The sequence below is a fragment of the Affinundibacterium macrobrachii genome, assembly GCF_014652415.1.
In the GTDB taxonomy this organism is placed as follows: domain Bacteria; phylum Pseudomonadota; class Gammaproteobacteria; order Burkholderiales; family Burkholderiaceae_D; genus Undibacterium; species Undibacterium macrobrachii.
In genome coordinates, this window is record NZ_BMYT01000004.1 from 113,263 (window position 1) to 129,729 (window position 16,467).

Genomic DNA, 16,467 nt, shown 5'->3' on the forward strand with positions numbered 1-16,467 from the left:
AATCGAACGGTCGTACTATTTTTGTTTAAAGGTTAATGATATGAAAGCCAGCCGCTCCGAATTTATCGCCCTGCGTGGATTGAATATGCACATTCGTCATTGGGGCAATCCCGACGCACCTAAATTATTTATGGTGCATGGATGGATGGATGTTGCCGCTTCGTTTCAATTTGTGGTGGATTGCTTGGCGCAAGACTGGCACGTGATAGCGCCAGATTGGCGAGGTTTCGGCTTGACCGAATATCCTAAAGTTGAAAGTTATTGGTTTCCTGATTATGTGGCCGATTTAGATGCGATTTTGCTGCATTACTCTCCAGATCAAGCTGTCAATTTATTAGGACATAGCATGGGCGGTAATATTGCCATGCTATATGCTGGTGTGCGCCCGGAGCGTATCGCTAAGTTAATTAATCTAGAGGGCTTTGGTATGCCGATGACGCAGGCCAAGCAAGCGCCTGGCCGCTATCGTAAGTGGCTAGATGAATTGCGTGAAGTACCAAGCTTGCGCCCGTACGCGAGTCTTGCCGAAGTTGCCGCAAGATTGCAAAAAACTAATCCACGCTTATCAGATGAGCGCGCAAATTTCTTAGCGCAGCATTGGTCCAAGGAGAATGCACAAGGTTTGTGGGAATTATTAGCAGATCCTGCACATAAAAATTCTAGCCCTTTGCTATATCACGTTGATGAAGTCTTAGAGTGCTGGCAGAATATTTCGGCGCCAGTGTTGTGGGTCGAGGCAAATGATACGGATATCTGGCGCATGATCGGTTCTAAGCAAGAAGCGCGCGTGGAAATTGATCGACGCATGCAATTCATTCCGCAATTGCAGGCCAAGATCGTGATGGATGCAGGACATATGTTGCATCATGACCAACCCGAAGTATTGGCGCAGATGATAGAGGAGTTTCTGGCGCGGTAAATTGGCACGATGGCGTAATGACGATTCGATTTCTGAAGCTGCCGAGATTGGTGAAGAGTCACTTTGGAAATTGTAAATCGATTATTAAAACCTGTAAGACATTAAAACCTTACAGGTTTTTTTTCGCCTAATGTTCTTGTCGAGTAAAAAAATATCGAGTACAGCAAATTACTTCGCGATAATTTGGGAACTTTTCTTTATCTCAAACGGAATAGTAGTATGAACGCAGCTTAACCAAGAATAAATCCATCACGAATGAGCGACTTGTTACCGGATATTGAATTAGTTCGACGAATGCGCAATGGCGATCAAGCGGCTTTTGTTGCCTTATATCGTCGTCATCAGGCGGCTTTGTATCGTTACGCTGTATTGCGTTGTGGATCAACGCAAGTAGCGGCTGATGTGGTGCAAGAAGTGTTTGTTGGCTTGATGAGCAATCAATATCACTACGATGGATTAAAAGGAAACCTGCTGTATTTTCTGTTTGGTGTCGCGCGCAATCTTGCAATGAAGTTCGATGAAGTTACTCAACATCGTTTTCAAAATCTTGAATCGGTATCGACATTGTCTGATTCTGAGTCGGATGATATGGATGAATCGATGGATGTGATGAGTGAAGAACCTAATCCCTTAGAGCGATTGCTGCAACATCAAATGGCAGAGGATTTACGTGTCGCGATCAATGATCTGTTACCACATTATCGTGATGTTTTGATTCTCTATGAAATGCAAGAAATGTCGTATTTGGATATTGCGGATATTTGTCAGATCAATGTAGGCACGGTGCGATCTCGTTTGTCACGCGCACGTCAAGCTTTGGCTGAGCGCTTGCAAGCATATCGACGTGAGGCGGCTTGAGACAGATTGTCTTCTATCAAGCCAGTACATAAGCAGAACAGATAAGCAGATCAGATTCACCAAAAGAAAGAAATGAAATGGTAGACCTCGATCAAGTGAATGCACAGTTAAAACCTGCATTTACGGTACTCAAACAAGAAATGCATCACTTGCAGACTAGTCCGCAAGTAGAAGAAAACTTATTGAAAGCGTTTCAGCAGCAGTATCTAAAGCCAAGCTGGTGGCGCAAATGCCTTTCTGAGCCATGGCAGTGGAGCGGTGTGTTGGCGATGAGTCTGTTGGTGTGTTTGCTAGTGCTGAATAAGCCGACTGTTTTTGAAGTCAGCCCGGGATTTGCAGCCGATGCAGATACGCTCTATGAAGATATCCCATTTATCGCGATTGAGAGTGGCGAGACGATTTTGCAGCAAGAAAGTATGCGCATTGTGCGTGCCGAGGTTCCGCATACAGTATTGGCTTCCCTAGGTGTGCCGGTCAATCCGCAAGCGGCAAGTGATACCACGAGAGCAGAGATGTTAGTAGGTGAGAACGATGAGTATTTGGCGGTTCGATTTATTCCTAGCGAATAATTCATTCGTAGAAGTGCAATAGAAATTAGAGCGCTGAGTTGTCATCAGTGCGCTTAAAAGTAGGTTTAGAGAGCGCTCGCAGAGTACTCGAACCAAATCGAAAATATAAAGAAGGAGAAAATATGTTGACCAGAACCAATTTTAAAAAGCCTATGTTGTTAGCGATGATGTCCGCCGCGATATTTGCGACACCCGTTTATGCGACTAAGCTCAATGTCACAGCAGATAAAATCGTCGCGTTTGAATTTCATTTGAGTGACACGGATAGTCCACAGAATGAAAAAGCAGCGACAAAAGAAACCGAAAAAAAGCAAGATAATCGACGTGAAATGATACGTAGCGAAGTATTGATCAAACAAGCGCCGCGTGCGGATTTGATATCGAACGTTCAGAGCATTCGTATCGGTGAAAAACTTGTAAAAAATGCGCCATATAGCGCGGAAGTGGTTACCGAAAACCAGCAGAAATTAGCAGATGGTAATCTGATTTCAAATAAGGTCACGATGCTTACTTACCGTGATTCGCAAGGACGCACGCGAGAAGAGATACGCGACCCTAAAGGCGAAGTGAGAAGCATCATTATTCACGACCCCGAAAATGGACGCCTAATTCTGAATCCAAAATCGAAAACAGCGCTCAAGATGCTGCCAGTCGGGCAGTGGAAAGAGGGCGGTAAACAGTCGCTCAACATCGTCACAGAAAACATCACCAAGGCTGCCGATGGAAAGGATGTGATTGAATTGAAGTTAGCAAGTGAAGGTGATAAACAAGGTGAGCGCCACGTGGTGATACGCCGCGCCGTCAAGTCAGCTGACGGTAAAGTAATTTCCGGTGATGTAGAGAAAAATATGACGATAGATGTACGCGGTCCTGAAATGGGACGAAATATCGAAGTGCATGCAGGAAGCGCGGTTTTTGACAGCAATTTCTCTCGTGTCTTTAGTGACGCAAAATGGTCGTCCAAGCGACAAACCAAAGCATTAGGAAGTCGCGACTTTGACGGCATCAAAGCCGACGGCAAGTTGGCAAGCTATGAAATCCCTGCAGGTGAAATTGGTAACGCCAATCCAATTGTAGTGAGTGATGAAAGTTGGGTTTCTCCTGAATTACAAATCACTGTGTATTCTAAGCACAGTGATCCACGATCGGGTGATCGCATCTATCGTCTTCAAAATGTAAAGCGCGACGAAGTTCCAGCATCCATGTTCACCGTACCTAGTGATTACAAGGTGACTGAATTCGGAAAACAGATGGGCAAGGCGATGAAATTTGATTGGAGTGATAAAGCAGACAAAGCGGACAAAGCTGAGAAAAGTCCAAAGATCGAACGAGAAATTCTGATCGAAAAGAAATAAGCAATTGAACTCGATTATGAAATCAAAGATTTGAATTTGATTTTAGATCACATCGGTTTTGCCTAGCCAAGGCATATAGCGAATCAATACCATCATTGATTCGCTATTTTTTTAAAGATTAATTGATTAAATACATAACTCTTAAAGAATAATGCTTTAATTCCTAAATTTCAGCTGAACGATATTGAACTGAAGTTGGAGTGGGCAGCTCGCTATTGAATTGTCTTACCCAAAAAAACATTGAGCTTTCAGTCTGTTGAAGAAGCGGAATAAGCGCAATTCCAAGCGAATCGATTTTGTGAATCGGTTCGCTTTTTTATTTTGACTTTGATCGCGATAGGCTCGCTTGCGCTTTATCTAATTTACTTGAAGTTTGTCTATGGAACTCGAGCAGAGCAAGCGCTGAAACTAGGTTAAACTCTTAACTTTGATAAACCATTTATCTATTTTTATCATGAGCACAGCGAAGCCTTACGGATTTACCACCACCATTTTGCACAATGACCGTCAAAAAGAAATCGAACATGGTTCGCCACATAAGCCAATTCATAGCTCGGTGACTTATGGCTACAAAAATGCAAGGGAATTAGCCGATGTATTTCAAGGCAAGCAAGCCGGTTATCGCTATGGACGTCAAGGCAATCCTACCGTCGCCGCATTGGAAGATAAGATTAGCAAAATGGAAGATGGCATCGCGAGTTTGTGTTTTGCTACGGGTATGGCGGCAATCGGCGCAGTTTTTCAGGGATTGTTGCGTCAGGGCGATCATATTATTTCTTCGCGGTTCTTGTTTGGGAACACTAATAGTGTTTGGCAAACTTGCGCGGAGCAAGGGATTCAGCTGTCCCTAGTCGATGCGACCAATGTTGCAGAAGTGGCAGCCGCGATTACGCCAGCAACCCGTATGGTGTTTGTCGAAACGATCGCGAATCCGCGTACGCAAATCGCCGACCTCAAACGTATCGGTGAGTTGTGTCAGCAACATGGCATTCTGTATGTGGTGGATAACACCATGACATCCCCTTATTTATTCCGCCCTAAAGCGGTCGGTGCTGGCTTGGTGGTGAATTCCTTAACTAAATCAATTGCGGGTCATGGCAACGTATTGGGTGGTGCATTGACCGATACGGGTCTGTTTGATTGGGCTAGTTATCCGCATATCGCTTCCAATTTCCGTAAGCTCGCTTCCGCCCAGCAAGGAATGGCGCAACTACGTGCAAAGGCTTTACGTGATTTTGGTGCATCCATTTCGCCCGATGCCGCGCACCAAATTGCCGTTGGTGCCGAGACACTGGCGCTGCGTATGCAACGTGAAAGCGAAAATGCCTTGGAATTAGCGCGCTTGCTTCAGGCTGATCCGCGGGTGGCGGTGGTGCACTACCCAGGCTTGGAGTCACATCCTCAACATGCGCTCGCGAGCGAGTTGTTTCGTGCCTATGGTGCTTTATTGAGTTTTGAGTTAAAGCCAGAAATTGATTGTTTTGATTATTTGAATCACTTGAAACTAGCGATTAACGCCACACATCTGGGGGATACGCGTACCTTGGTGATCCCAGTTGCGCATACGATTTTCTTTGAGATGGGGCCGGAACGTCGTGCTGAAATGGGTATCGTTGATTCCTTAATTCGTGTCTCAGTCGGAATTGAAGATACCGAAGATTTATTGCAAGACTTTGCAAATGCTTTAAATCAGTTTGATTAAGTTTTTGTCGCTGCGATTATGCCGCCATTTGCTTAGGTGAATTGCGGCACTTAGTAATATTGATTACAGACCTGCATTGAGCAAATTGACGTTTCAATTTGTGCTATTGAAGCTTGCCCCGATTTTAATTTGCAGCTTGGTCGATATCGCCATTAGCATCAGTAATTATTGTATGGTTTGTGCTTATTGTAGAAACCATACTATCCGTAACACTTGTACCAGCAAATTCCTTAGATAGGAGCACCATGTTTTCATTTATCTTGCCTATAGCAGTTCGCATGACGCAGCGCGATTGGCGTGCTGGTGAACTTCGATTTTTGTTAATTGCCTTGATGGTCGCGGTGGCTTCATTATCCTCAGTCGGATTTTTTGTCGATCGTATGCGCAGCGGCTTGGAGCGCGATGCACATCAAGTATTAGGTGCGGATTTGTTAGTGGTATCGACACAGGGGATACGTCCAGAATGGAAGCAGCTAGCGCAACAAAATGGATTGAAGACTGCCGAGACGGTGGTTTTTCCTAGCATGGCTTTGGCGGGCGAGGGTGATGCTGCGATGAGCAAATTGGTTACGCTAAAAGCAGTGACCGATGGCTATCCGCTACGTGGTAAGTTAAAACTGGTTCAAGGCGAAAAGGAAGTCGCCGTTGATCATATTCCCGCGGTCGGCACCGCTTGGGTTGATCCTGCATTATTAGGAAGCTTAAAGATCGCAATTGGTAGCAAGATTAGTGTCGGTGAACAGCAATTTACTGTTACGCAAAGTATTGCAGCTGAGCCAGATCGCGGCGCTGGTTTTCTTGGTTTTTCACCACGTGTCATGATTTCCGAGAAGGATTTGGCGGCGACAAAATTAATCCAAGATGGTTCGCGCATCACGTATCGCTTATTACTTGCGGGCGAAAAGCAAGCCGTAGAAAACTTTCGTGTGACCTTAGATAAAAGTCTGACCGAACAAAATGTCAAAGGTGTACGCATCGAGACGATTACGAATGGCAATGAGCAATTGCGTACGACTCTGGATCGTGCGGAACAATTCTTATCGATGGTGAGTATGCTATCCGCTATGTTGGCAGCGGTCGCCGTGGCGATGGCAGCGCGCCGTTTTATGCTGCGACACATCGATGCGTGTGCGATGTTGCGTTGTTTGGGTTTGACTCAAAATCAAGTGACTAGCATGTATCTGTTAGAGTTTTTGATGCTAGGTATCGTCGGTAGTATTGCGGGTGTCTTGATTGGGTTTGCAAGTCATTTCCTATTATTGGAGTGGCTTGGTGGTTTGGTGTCAGTTGATTTGCCTGCCGCCAGTATGCTCCCTGCATTGCAAGGGATTGCAGTCGGTATTTTGTTACTGGTGGGATTTGCGATGCCACCGATTTTGCAGTTACGCGACGTGCCACACAATCAAGTGATTCGTCGCGAGCAAGATGCGCCTAAGGCAATGAGTCTTGCGACTTATGCATTGGGTCTTGGTATTTTTATCGCTTTATTATTGTGGCAAACCGGCGATGTCAAAGTTGGGCTAATGGTGGCAGTCGGTTTTATCCTTGGTTTATTCCTGTTTTCTTTCATTGCTTGGTTGAGTATTTTTGTCTTGAAACGTTTGCGCACGAGCTTTAATTTTGCCGCTTGGCGTTTTGCGATCACAGCTTTGCAACGTCGACCTGGAGCGACTGTGGTGCAAGTGGTTTCTTTGTCTTTAGGGCTGATGGCGCTGCTGTTGTTGACCGTGGTACGTGGTGATTTAATCTCTGCGTGGAAGCAATCAACCCCAGCAGATGCGCCGAATCATTTTGTGATCAATATTCAACCTGATCAAAAAGAAGAAATTGCACAGCGTGTAGAGAAGTTTGCTAAACCCATGATTTATCCGATGATACGTGGGCGTTTAATTCAAATTAATGATCAAGTATTAAAACCGAATTCCTATCAAGATGAACGCGCTAACTCTTTGGTGGAGAGGGAATTTAATCTCTCGACTATGAGCGAATTGCCAGCTTTAAATAAAGTGGTAGCTGGAGAATGGTACAAAGATGTTAGCGCAACGGAGCCAGAAGCTTCGGTTGAAGAAGGTTTGGCGAAGACTTTGAAGTTGAAATTAGGCGACCAAATGGTGTTTGATATCGCTGGTCAAAAAGTATCTGCCAAAGTCACAAGCTTGCGTAAATTGGATTGGGGATCAATGCGCGTGAATTTCTTTGTTGTGATTAATCCCAAAGCAATGCAAGACATGCCGCAAACATTCATCACTGCATTTCGCGTACCTGACGAGCAAAAGCAATTTACCAATCAATTGACATTAGATTTCCCGAATTTAACTGTGATGGATGTGGGCGCGATTTTGAAGCAATTGCAAGACATCTTAGATCAAGTCGTTACCGCGGTTGAGTTTTTGTTCTTATTCACTTTAGTTTCAGGCATTTTAGTTTTATATGCTGCGTTGGCTGGATCGCAGGATATTCGTATGCGGGAAGCGGCGTTGCTACGCGCTTTGGGTGCAACGCGTAAGCAATTATCGCAGGCGCAGTGGGTCGAGTTTTTATTAGTTGGTAGTTTGGCTGGGGCGCTTGCAGCATGCGGCGCCTTAGCGATCGGTTGGGTACTCGCCACCTTCGCATTTAAATTTGCTTGGACTTTCTCGCCTGTGGTGATCGGCGCTGGTGTTGTCGTCGGTGCAGTTTGTGCACTGCTTGGCGGTTGGTTAGGTTTGCGCAATGTGTTGAGTCAACCGCCTCTGCTGTCTTTGAGAAATAGCTAGCTTGTCGCAAAGTGGGCAATGCGCAAATAGACAATAAAAAGACAGTAAAAAGACAGTCAAAAATATTTAAAGAAGTTGAGAAATAATGCAAGAACAAGAAGAGAAATCGAATCTATACGAATTGATAGGCGGTGCTGAAAAACTGCGCGAGATGGTCGATCGTTTCTATGATTTGATGCAACTAGAAGCGGAGTTTGCCGGTATCAATCAAATGCATCCGCAGCCAAATGATAGTTCGCGCGATAAGTTGTTTTGGTTTTTATCAGGCTGGATGGGAGGCCCGAACTTGTATATCGAACAGTTTGGTCATCCACGTTTGCGCGCAAGGCATTTGCCCTATGCAATTGGTGTTGCTGAGCGTGATCAATGGCTGCGTTGTATGGCGTGGGCGATGCAGGATGTAGGAATTGAGCAGGCTTTGCAAGAACATTTAATGAATTCGTTTTATCAGACCGCTGATTGGATGCGCAACACTCCAGGATAATGTCTTGAGCTATGGTTTGATTTTTCTTTACTCGACCGCCATACAAGCTCTCGGCCTTTTCATTGACACATAAGACAAAACTACATGAACACCATCGAAATCATCTTGAGCCTTGCAATTACCGTAGTCGTTGTTTTGCAGCTACTCATTTTAATGCGCAAGCAGGGCAGTACTCAGGATGCGCAATTGTTAGCTTTGCAAACGCAACTACAGCAAATGCAGAATCAACAGCAGCAAGCACAAGAACGTAGCGAACGGAGTTTGCGTGAACAAGTGCAATCGACAGCGCAAGCAACGCGACAAGAGCTAGGCACCAATTTTAGCCAATTCCAGCAGACCGTCAGCGCGCAACTAACCAGTGTCGCCACGCTGCAAAATAATCAGATTGATGCGTTTTCACAGCAGTTAGTCAAGCTCAATGAAAGTAACGCGCAACAATTAGAACAGATGCGTCAAGCGCTAACCTTACAAGGCCAAAGCGCCCGCGAAGAATTGGGTTTGAGCTTGAAACACTTTGCCGATACGCTCAATCAAAGCTTAAGCAGCATGACTGAATCGAATGCGCAACGAATGCTTGAGATTCGCGCCACCTTAGAACAAAAAATTCAGCAACTGCAAGCCGATAACGCCAGCAAGTTAGAAGAAATGCGTAAGACAGTTGATGAAAAATTGCATGCAACTTTAGAACAGCGTTTAGGCGAGTCATTTAAGCAAGTGTCGGAACGCCTTGAGAAGGTGCATCAAGGTTTGGGTGAGATGCAACAACTGGCGATCGGTGTCGGCGACTTAAAACGTGTACTCACCAACGTGAAAACACGCGGCACTTGGGGCGAAGTTCAGTTAGAGATGGTGTTAGAGCAAATGCTGACACCTGATCAATACGCCAAAAATGTTGAGACGATTCCGAATAGTGGTGAGCGAGTTGAATTTGCAATTAAGTTGCCAGGTAAGGATGATGATCGGGCACCAGTTTGGATGCCAATCGATGCGAAATTTCCGAAAGAACAGTATGAGCGCTTGTTAGATGCTGCAGAACGTGCTGATGCCGACGGTGTCGCGCAAGCAGGCAAAGAGTTGGAGCGCGTGATTCGCAATGAAGCAAAAACTATTGCAGAAAAATACTTGTCGCCGCCTTTAACGACCGATTTCGCTTTGCTGTTTTTGCCGACCGAAGGTTTGTATGCGGAAGTGATGCGTCGCCCAGGTTTGGCTGATGAATTACAGCGAACTTATCGCGTATCGATTTCTGGCCCATCAACCTTGTCGGCTTTGTTAAATAGCTTGCAAATGGGCTTTAGAACCTTGGTTTTGGAAAAACGTTCATCGGAAGTATGGCAAGTGTTGGGTGCTGTTAAAACGGAGTTCGGTAAGTTTGGCGATGTTTTAGCTGCGACAAAAAATGCCTTGGTCAAAGCTGCCGACAATATTGATAAAGCAGAAGTACGCACGCGCCAAATGACACGTAAATTAAAGTTAGTTGAGGCACTGCCTACCGATACCGCACAAAGTTTGTTAGGAATCGAAGACAGTGGCGAGGATGGTGAAGCCTAACATTGGCATAGATCAAGCCCACAATTGAGGCTTATTCACCATTAAATAAAATACGACGACCATTGCAATAAAGGCGGGATAACCTAAGTATTCCCAATAACGTGCGTATCGCCAATAACGCGCAGATAAGCTTGCTCCTTGTTGATAAGCAGCTTCAGCCATGCCCTTCATTTGAATTTGTAACCAGACCACTGGCAGCCAACACGCTCCCGCTAATAGATACAGCGCGATACTCAGCATAATCCATGGCGTATCTAATTGCCACCCAGCCAAATACATCATTGCGATACCGCTCAGCGGTTGAATGATGACGGCTGGTGTAGTGAAACACCAGTCTGCGATGACCACCAAGCGCGTTACTGTCGCAATTGCAGCGAGGTTGTTACTGCGATGTGTGAAGTATAGGTAAAAGGCGGAACCAAACCCTGTGCCCACCAAGAGAACCGATGAAATGATATGCAGTGTTTTTAGTAGTAGATAGGTGTTCATTTTCTTTCTCCTGCAAGCAGTACGAATAGGATGGCAAGTATGGGAAGGTTTTTCAAAATCGGTCCAAATGGGTGAACCAAAAACTCAGGCAAAGCAAGGCTGATGATCAGGGAGTACAGCAAGATCACGAGAATTTGGATTTGCCATAAACGTCGGCTAGGATGAGTGAGTGTGATGATGCCGATGGCAAAATCTAGTCCACTCGCTGCGTACAAAAGCGGCATGGTGTAGGCGTCGCTAATCCCCACTTGGGAAAGCAAAAGTGCGCTTTCTTGGTGTGGGTAAATCCACAATGAAATGATGCCGGTTGCGATCCACAACAAGGCGAGCACGAAGCGAAATAAGACTTTAGACCAAGTGGCGATTGCGGCTGCCGCCAAACGACTAGCTTCACTTTGGTGAAACCACGCGTTTGCTGCTTTCGGTGCATGCCCTAAATAGTCACTGAACTGTGCACAATCTGCCGTATTACCTTGTTCTAGCATGCGCAAGGTTTCGGGAGCGAATACTTTTTGTGGCAGGTATTGTGCAAGCACAGCACCGATACGCATGATCGCCATAGGAATTGGCAAGAAGCAGCTTGATCCTAATCCCATCGATTGCCGATAATGCGCCAGCATTTGGCGATAAGACATAGTCGTCGGGCCGACCGCATGCATAATTTGGTGCGGTTTTGCTGAGTTATTTTCTATTTGTGTCACCCATTTGCCTATGCAATGGCAAAGGTCATCGATATGTACGGGTTGTAGAGTTTGCTCACCTTTACCTGGCAAGCCAATCAAAGGCATGCTAGCTAGACTACGAAATAGTTGGCTACTGACGCCATCGACTCCAACGATGAGAGAGGGGCGCAAGATTAAATGCGGACAGGCGAGTTGACTTAGAAATTGATCTGCATCGCGTTTCGTTTGCAAGTAAGGACTAAGTGTTTCCGCGCTTGAGCTTGCATCATGTTGCGTGTGATCGTCTAGACCCAAGGCCGAAATTTGTACGATGCCTTTGACCCCTGCATTATTCGCTGCTTGAAATAGCGCGATTGGTGTATCGCGGTGGATCGCTTCAAAAGAGGCACTTTTATTGGAGTTAAGAATGCCTACCGCATTGATAACGATATCGATGTGGCCTGAGTTAGCATGGTGATCAATCGGTGTAGAAGGTGCTGCACTAGCCAAGGCCGCAAAGCGTTTTTCCCAGATACTGCTTGACGTGTCCTTACTATAGTCAATCAATAGTTGATTATTTTTGCTACTAGCCACATCACTAAATTGATGCACACCATCAATGATTTGATGTCCTGCTTCTATTAGATATTGGCGTATATGCCGACCGACAAAGCCATGGGTGCCGCAGATGAGGATCTTCATACGAATTTTCTTTCAGTCTGAATTCAAACGTCAATAAATTTAGGCATCACTTTTTTCTGCGCGGGTTCTTAGCTCACATCGACCATCTTTGCATACTTGGCTGTTTCTCAATGCACGCTTAGCAGCACGATCGGCAGCAATTTTGAATAACACGCCAGAAAAGCGGTTTGATAAACGATAACGATTGCGAGCAACGCGAATATATGCCCAATCAAACAAGGGTTTGAGTAGTGGAAAATTGGTCGGTGCCGTAATCCAGCCCAAGCCAACTGCACCATAGGCTAAACGAAATACTTCAACTCCTTTCACTATGCTGCCGTCGGCGCGCACTGCATGAATGATTTCCATCATTTCTTTCTTGTTGGCTTGATAGCTTGAGTCATCAAAATCGTCTGCGGAAACGTCGATGAAGCGCAGTAGATCTTGCGTATCGCGGGCACGTAGATTGTCGATTTCTAACTTACACAGTGGACATGATTCATCGTAGAGCAAGGTGAGTGGGTAGGTATTCGCTTGCATGATTTTCCTTGGTTTGTGATGCCTGTTTAAGTTTAAGTTTGAGTTGAAATTAGGCTAGAGGCTTCGATGTCCGCCAATGAGTTAAGCTTTTCATTCGAGTATTCCTTTAATTCAGTTATTTCTGTCTAGACAGAAATGGATTTCAAAAAAAAATGCGCATCGATGAGCTGTGACGCGCGTTTGTTTATGTGTGCATCTTCTCTATTACTTTTCTTCGCCACGTACAAATTGTTGTACCTTTGCGCCCATTTTTAATAGCTTCATCAAGGTGCTGGGTTCCAGCCGCAACATTTCATCAGTCCAACTTGTTAGCGTCTTCATTAAGGCTAGCGTCTCAGCAATACGTGCTTTGCTGGCGCGGTCTTCTTGATCGATCTCTGGGCTGTCTAAACATGCTTGCAGTGTTGTGATGGTCGGGCTTAATTCGCGCTCTTTGCGTTCGCGCACTACGGTACGAAACAGTTCCCATACATCGAGTGAGGTTTCAAAATGCGCACGGCGGTCTCCCATCACATGGGCTACTTTGACCAATTTCCAATTCTGTAATTCTTTAAGTGAATTCGACACATTCGAACGTGCGACACCTAGCGTATCGGCAATGTCTTCTGCAGTCAGCGGCGTACCAACAATATATAAAAGGGCGTGAATTTGGCTGACGGTGCGATTAACACCCCACATGGTGCCCATTTCGCCCCAGTGCAGAATAAATTTTTGTTTGACAGGTGTAAGTTCCATGTAGGTAGTGTAGGGATTTCCTTAATTTCTGTCAAGACAGAAATTAAGGAAATATTCAATTGTATAAAGTTATTTTTCGATAGGGCTATAAATCCACACTTCTATCGAAGAGTATTTGATCGTATAAACGAACTTCGCTTGCAATTATTTACAGTGATCTGTGGCGGCCTGATACGCGACCACGAACAAGGATAAGATACTTGCACCTTGGCGTAAGCAGTCTGGCTTTGCTGCTCGATTTGCCGCTTGTTGGAATTGATCGTGTTTAGACGGCTTTGAATTTTCTAGAGTCGTACCGTTTTTTTCAGCCATCTTTTGAATATCTGATTTACTCGCTTCATAAGCACCTCTTACCCCAGCGCTATCGAAACCATATTTGGCGATGTTACTTTTATTGACTTGATTAATTGGGCTCGCGATCGAAGAGCTATTACCATTCTGTTCTGGGAAAATGGTGATCAATTCACGTTCAGTTTCTTGTTCTTGCTTGATTTGAGGATCGCCGACCACTACTTGGGTTTGTGTACTTTGTGGCGCAGTTTGTTGGTTTTGCTTACTTTGTTTGGTGATAGATCGAGTATTTGGTTCCTGATTTAGTGCTGTAGCATTTGCCGAAATCAGAGGTTTTTTCTCAAGCGTTGCAGCAACTGGCCGAGTCAATGTAAACATCATCGTAGTCGGCATTGATGTGTTGGTGGGTACGATTTTTCGCAAGAAATCTTGATTTAGCTGACTAATGAAGAGTGTACAGACCATCAAGGCGACACTCGCAGAGAAAATTCGTTGGGTCAGCGAGTGCTGAAAGTAATTAACATCCGACTGATGGCGCTGCAATGACAACATGAGGATGATCCATAGGCAAGCTGAAAGTCGCTAGAATAATGTGCTTGACATGATTTAGGCAATTAAATTGACAAACCAGCGGAGAGGATCGTTGAGCAATACCTTGGGTATTAATAAGCGATGCTAGAGAGTGGTTGCTTGTATTTCGAATTGATAGAAGCAGCAGAAGCTAGTACCGCTACGAAAATTTGGTATCGATTAAGAAAAAACATGATATCGATTTTTACCGGATTTCTTCGCGTAATACATTGCCTCGTCGGCTCGCTGTAAAACTTTCGCCATATCAAAGTTGGCCTGATCGACCAAATTAATACCAATACTTGCGCCAATTTGAATCTGGATCGATTCGCCAAATTCAATCATTTGCGAAGCTTCATGAATAATCTTGCTTGCGATATGCTGAACTTTTTCAATCGCATCGACTTCTTTCAAGATGACGACAAACTCGTCGCCACCAGTGCGTGCGATAAAGTCTGATTTGCGAACAATCTTGCTCAGCAGTTGCGTGAAGTGTAGTAATACCTTGTCACCTATCTCGTGACCGTATTGATCATTGACCGCCTTAAAGCCATCAAGATCAATCATCAACACATAAAAGCTGCCGATTAAACCAGCATGCATTTCAAACTGAATTTTGGCGACATTTTTTTCTAAGCCTAAACGATTCGCGACGTTGGTAAGGTGATCCGTCATCGCCAGTTGATTTGCCGATTCTTCTAACATCTTGCGTTCGGTAATATCATTGACCAAACCTTGTAAGACTTTATTTTCCACTGAGCTCAGCACCAAATTGATCCATTTTTTTGCGGCGGGTTTCCCACTTCGAGCAAAAAATCTTCTGACGAAACTTGCTCATCATGTGTCGCATTTTCTAGCATGCCTTGTAATCGTAGTGCATAGTCATTTAGGTTTTGAATTAAGCTAAATTTAATGGATTCTGAAGAGACCTCGTCACTAATAGCGAATAAACGTCGATAAGCAGGATTCGAAGAGAGTACCTCACCATTCGGGTTCAGTAAAAAAATTCCGGTTTCCGAGTTTTCGAAAATGGCGCGAAATTTTTTCTCGCCAATTTGATGTTGTACGCGCAAATCACGTTCATCTTCCAAAAGATGGGATAGTTTAGAAAACAAAGTGTTGACATCGCGTACCAATTGTCCAATTTCATCAGCTTCATTGCCGGGTGGGAGCGGTAGCGTGGTCTTCGCATCGGCCGATAAATGATGTAGACGATCGGAGATGGTTTTGATCGGGCGTGTGATTAAATACATGACGATGATAACGACCGCGCCAGCCATGATGAGCGTCTGTAGGACCAGTAACAGCGCAATGAAGCGCGCCTTGGTGTTGATTTGTTCACGAATGAAACTGATGTTGGGTTTGATTTCTATTTGGCACACCGCCTCAGCAGGATTAAATGGCGAATAAACTTCTCTTTGTATGATCAAGTTCTCTTTTAGTTTATTGAGTAAGCGATTGCTTGATTGTGGCGATACATTTTTGAATAAATCTACCAAGGTTTGTTCGAATAAATCTTTACGCTGGCGACATCTTCATTTTTTAATAAACCTTGCGCGACTTCTTTTGCGAGATTGGTGTCCGATAAATAGCAGGCGATACTCACTGTGTTTTCGACGGTGCTTAACAAGGTGCCCATACGATTTTTGGTGAGTTCTTGTTCAGTATTTGATTCCCACAAATAGGTAAAAGCTGCAAACATACCACCAACACATAAAGCAATAGACAGTACTAGGGCGCTGCTACGATAAACGATGCTTGTACGTAGCAACTGTAGTAACTGTAGTAGTTTATGCATGAGTGACGATGTTTGTTTAGAAAATCATTAGTTACGGCTAGGGTCAAATACCACACGTACACGCTTATCAATTTTCTTTCTATCGACGTAGGCAATTGCGCCTTTGAGTCTACCAACTAATTCAACGGCTTCCTCTGCTGAGGCAACCTGGCGTGGTGGCGAACCTTGTCCTGAGAACATCAATCTTGCCCAGTAAGAGCTAATTTCAGATAACTCTTTATTCACCATGATGTTATAAAAGTTGGCTTTTTCTGTCAGTGGGTTTTCTAAGTCTAGTGGTTGCGCGGTGACTCCGGACGATAATTTTCGATTTCTACCCATGTACACATTAATCACTTCATCTTTGCTCATTTTTTCAATGCCAGAATGTGGATTGGCGATCACGACGAAATCATTGCTTGCATGGTTAGCGCTTGCATTAGTGCTAGCCACAATACTAGCCGCAGCAAGTATCAGCAAGATGATGCATAGAGATCGTTGTACTAACATAGTAGGACTATCGCTCTG

The 16,467-nt window shown here is 44.7% G+C and carries 17 protein-coding genes; 8 read left to right on the top strand and 9 right to left on the bottom strand.

The window, feature by feature from the left end; all coding sequences use genetic code 11:
• The first annotated feature begins 40 nt into the window (after positions 1-40).
• From IE103_RS12540 to IE103_RS12575, 8 genes are all read left to right on the top strand, one after another.
• A complete protein-coding gene (locus IE103_RS12540; RefSeq protein ID WP_189346478.1) occupies positions 41-919 on the top strand; it encodes an alpha/beta fold hydrolase in 879 nt (292 codons plus the stop codon).
• A gap of 255 nt (positions 920-1,174) precedes the next feature.
• Positions 1,175-1,777 (top strand): RNA polymerase sigma factor, encoded by a 603-nt coding sequence (locus IE103_RS12545; RefSeq protein WP_189346479.1) that lies wholly within the window; start codon positions 1,175-1,177, stop codon positions 1,775-1,777.
• A 77-nt stretch (positions 1,778-1,854) separates the two neighbouring features.
• Positions 1,855-2,346, top strand: a complete 492-nt coding sequence (locus IE103_RS12550; protein ID WP_189346480.1) for a hypothetical protein — start codon at positions 1,855-1,857, stop codon at positions 2,344-2,346.
• A 122-nt stretch (positions 2,347-2,468) separates the two neighbouring features.
• Positions 2,469-3,701, top strand: coding sequence for a hypothetical protein (locus IE103_RS12555; RefSeq protein WP_189346481.1), 1,233 nt, complete (start codon positions 2,469-2,471; stop codon positions 3,699-3,701).
• A 454-nt stretch (positions 3,702-4,155) separates the two neighbouring features.
• Positions 4,156-5,403 carry a cystathionine gamma-synthase family protein gene (locus tag IE103_RS12560; RefSeq protein WP_189346482.1) on the top strand — a complete coding sequence of 416 codons (1,248 nt, stop codon included), beginning with the start codon at positions 4,156-4,158 and terminating at the stop codon, positions 5,401-5,403.
• 245 nt (positions 5,404-5,648) lie between these two features.
• Positions 5,649-8,159, top strand: a complete 2,511-nt coding sequence (locus tag IE103_RS12565) for an ABC transporter permease (protein WP_229827268.1) — start codon at positions 5,649-5,651, stop codon at positions 8,157-8,159.
• A gap of 85 nt (positions 8,160-8,244) precedes the next feature.
• Positions 8,245-8,643: a group II truncated hemoglobin gene (locus IE103_RS12570; RefSeq protein ID WP_189346483.1), complete on the top strand. Its 399-nt coding sequence runs from the start codon at positions 8,245-8,247 to the stop codon at positions 8,641-8,643.
• Positions 8,644-8,727: 84 nt separating this feature from the next.
• The gene (locus tag IE103_RS12575; RefSeq protein ID WP_189346484.1) at positions 8,728-10,194 is read left to right on the top strand and encodes a DNA recombination protein RmuC; all 1,467 of its coding nucleotides are present in this window, start codon (positions 8,728-8,730) and stop codon (positions 10,192-10,194) included.
• Positions 10,195-10,206: 12 nt separating this feature from the next.
• On the opposite strand, the gene IE103_RS12580 is transcribed toward IE103_RS12575, so the two are convergent.
• From IE103_RS12580 to IE103_RS12620, 9 genes are all read right to left on the bottom strand, one after another.
• Positions 10,207-10,683 carry a DUF2269 family protein gene (locus IE103_RS12580; protein WP_189346485.1) on the bottom strand — a complete coding sequence of 159 codons (477 nt, stop codon included), beginning with the start codon at positions 10,681-10,683 and terminating at the stop codon, positions 10,207-10,209.
• Entirely contained in the window at positions 10,680-12,047 is a 1,368-nt protein-coding gene (locus tag IE103_RS12585; protein WP_189346486.1) for an SDR family oxidoreductase, read from the bottom strand. The genes IE103_RS12580 and IE103_RS12585 overlap by 4 nt, the downstream gene beginning before the upstream one ends.
• A gap of 39 nt (positions 12,048-12,086) precedes the next feature.
• Positions 12,087-12,566 carry a thiol-disulfide oxidoreductase DCC family protein gene (locus IE103_RS12590; RefSeq protein WP_189346487.1) on the bottom strand — a complete coding sequence of 160 codons (480 nt, stop codon included), beginning with the start codon at positions 12,564-12,566 and terminating at the stop codon, positions 12,087-12,089.
• Between the two features lie 204 nt (positions 12,567-12,770).
• Positions 12,771-13,301 carry a GbsR/MarR family transcriptional regulator gene (locus IE103_RS12595; protein WP_189346488.1) on the bottom strand — a complete coding sequence of 177 codons (531 nt, stop codon included), beginning with the start codon at positions 13,299-13,301 and terminating at the stop codon, positions 12,771-12,773.
• Between the two features lie 144 nt (positions 13,302-13,445).
• Positions 13,446-14,144 carry a hypothetical protein gene (locus IE103_RS12600; RefSeq protein ID WP_189346489.1) on the bottom strand — a complete coding sequence of 233 codons (699 nt, stop codon included), beginning with the start codon at positions 14,142-14,144 and terminating at the stop codon, positions 13,446-13,448.
• A gap of 198 nt (positions 14,145-14,342) precedes the next feature.
• The gene (locus tag IE103_RS12605) at positions 14,343-14,930 is read right to left on the bottom strand and encodes a GGDEF domain-containing protein (protein ID WP_189346490.1); all 588 of its coding nucleotides are present in this window, start codon (positions 14,928-14,930) and stop codon (positions 14,343-14,345) included.
• A complete protein-coding gene (locus IE103_RS12610; RefSeq protein ID WP_189346491.1) occupies positions 14,924-15,661 on the bottom strand; it encodes a PAS domain-containing protein in 738 nt (245 codons plus the stop codon). The genes IE103_RS12605 and IE103_RS12610 overlap by 7 nt, the downstream gene beginning before the upstream one ends.
• On the bottom strand, positions 15,655-15,960 hold the full coding sequence (locus IE103_RS12615) for a hypothetical protein (protein ID WP_189346492.1): 306 nt from the start codon (positions 15,958-15,960) through the stop codon (positions 15,655-15,657). Before IE103_RS12615 ends, IE103_RS12610 begins: the two co-directional genes overlap by 7 nt.
• A gap of 27 nt (positions 15,961-15,987) precedes the next feature.
• The gene (locus IE103_RS12620) at positions 15,988-16,449 is read right to left on the bottom strand and encodes a hypothetical protein (protein WP_189346493.1); all 462 of its coding nucleotides are present in this window, start codon (positions 16,447-16,449) and stop codon (positions 15,988-15,990) included.
• Positions 16,450-16,467 lie beyond the last annotated feature (18 nt).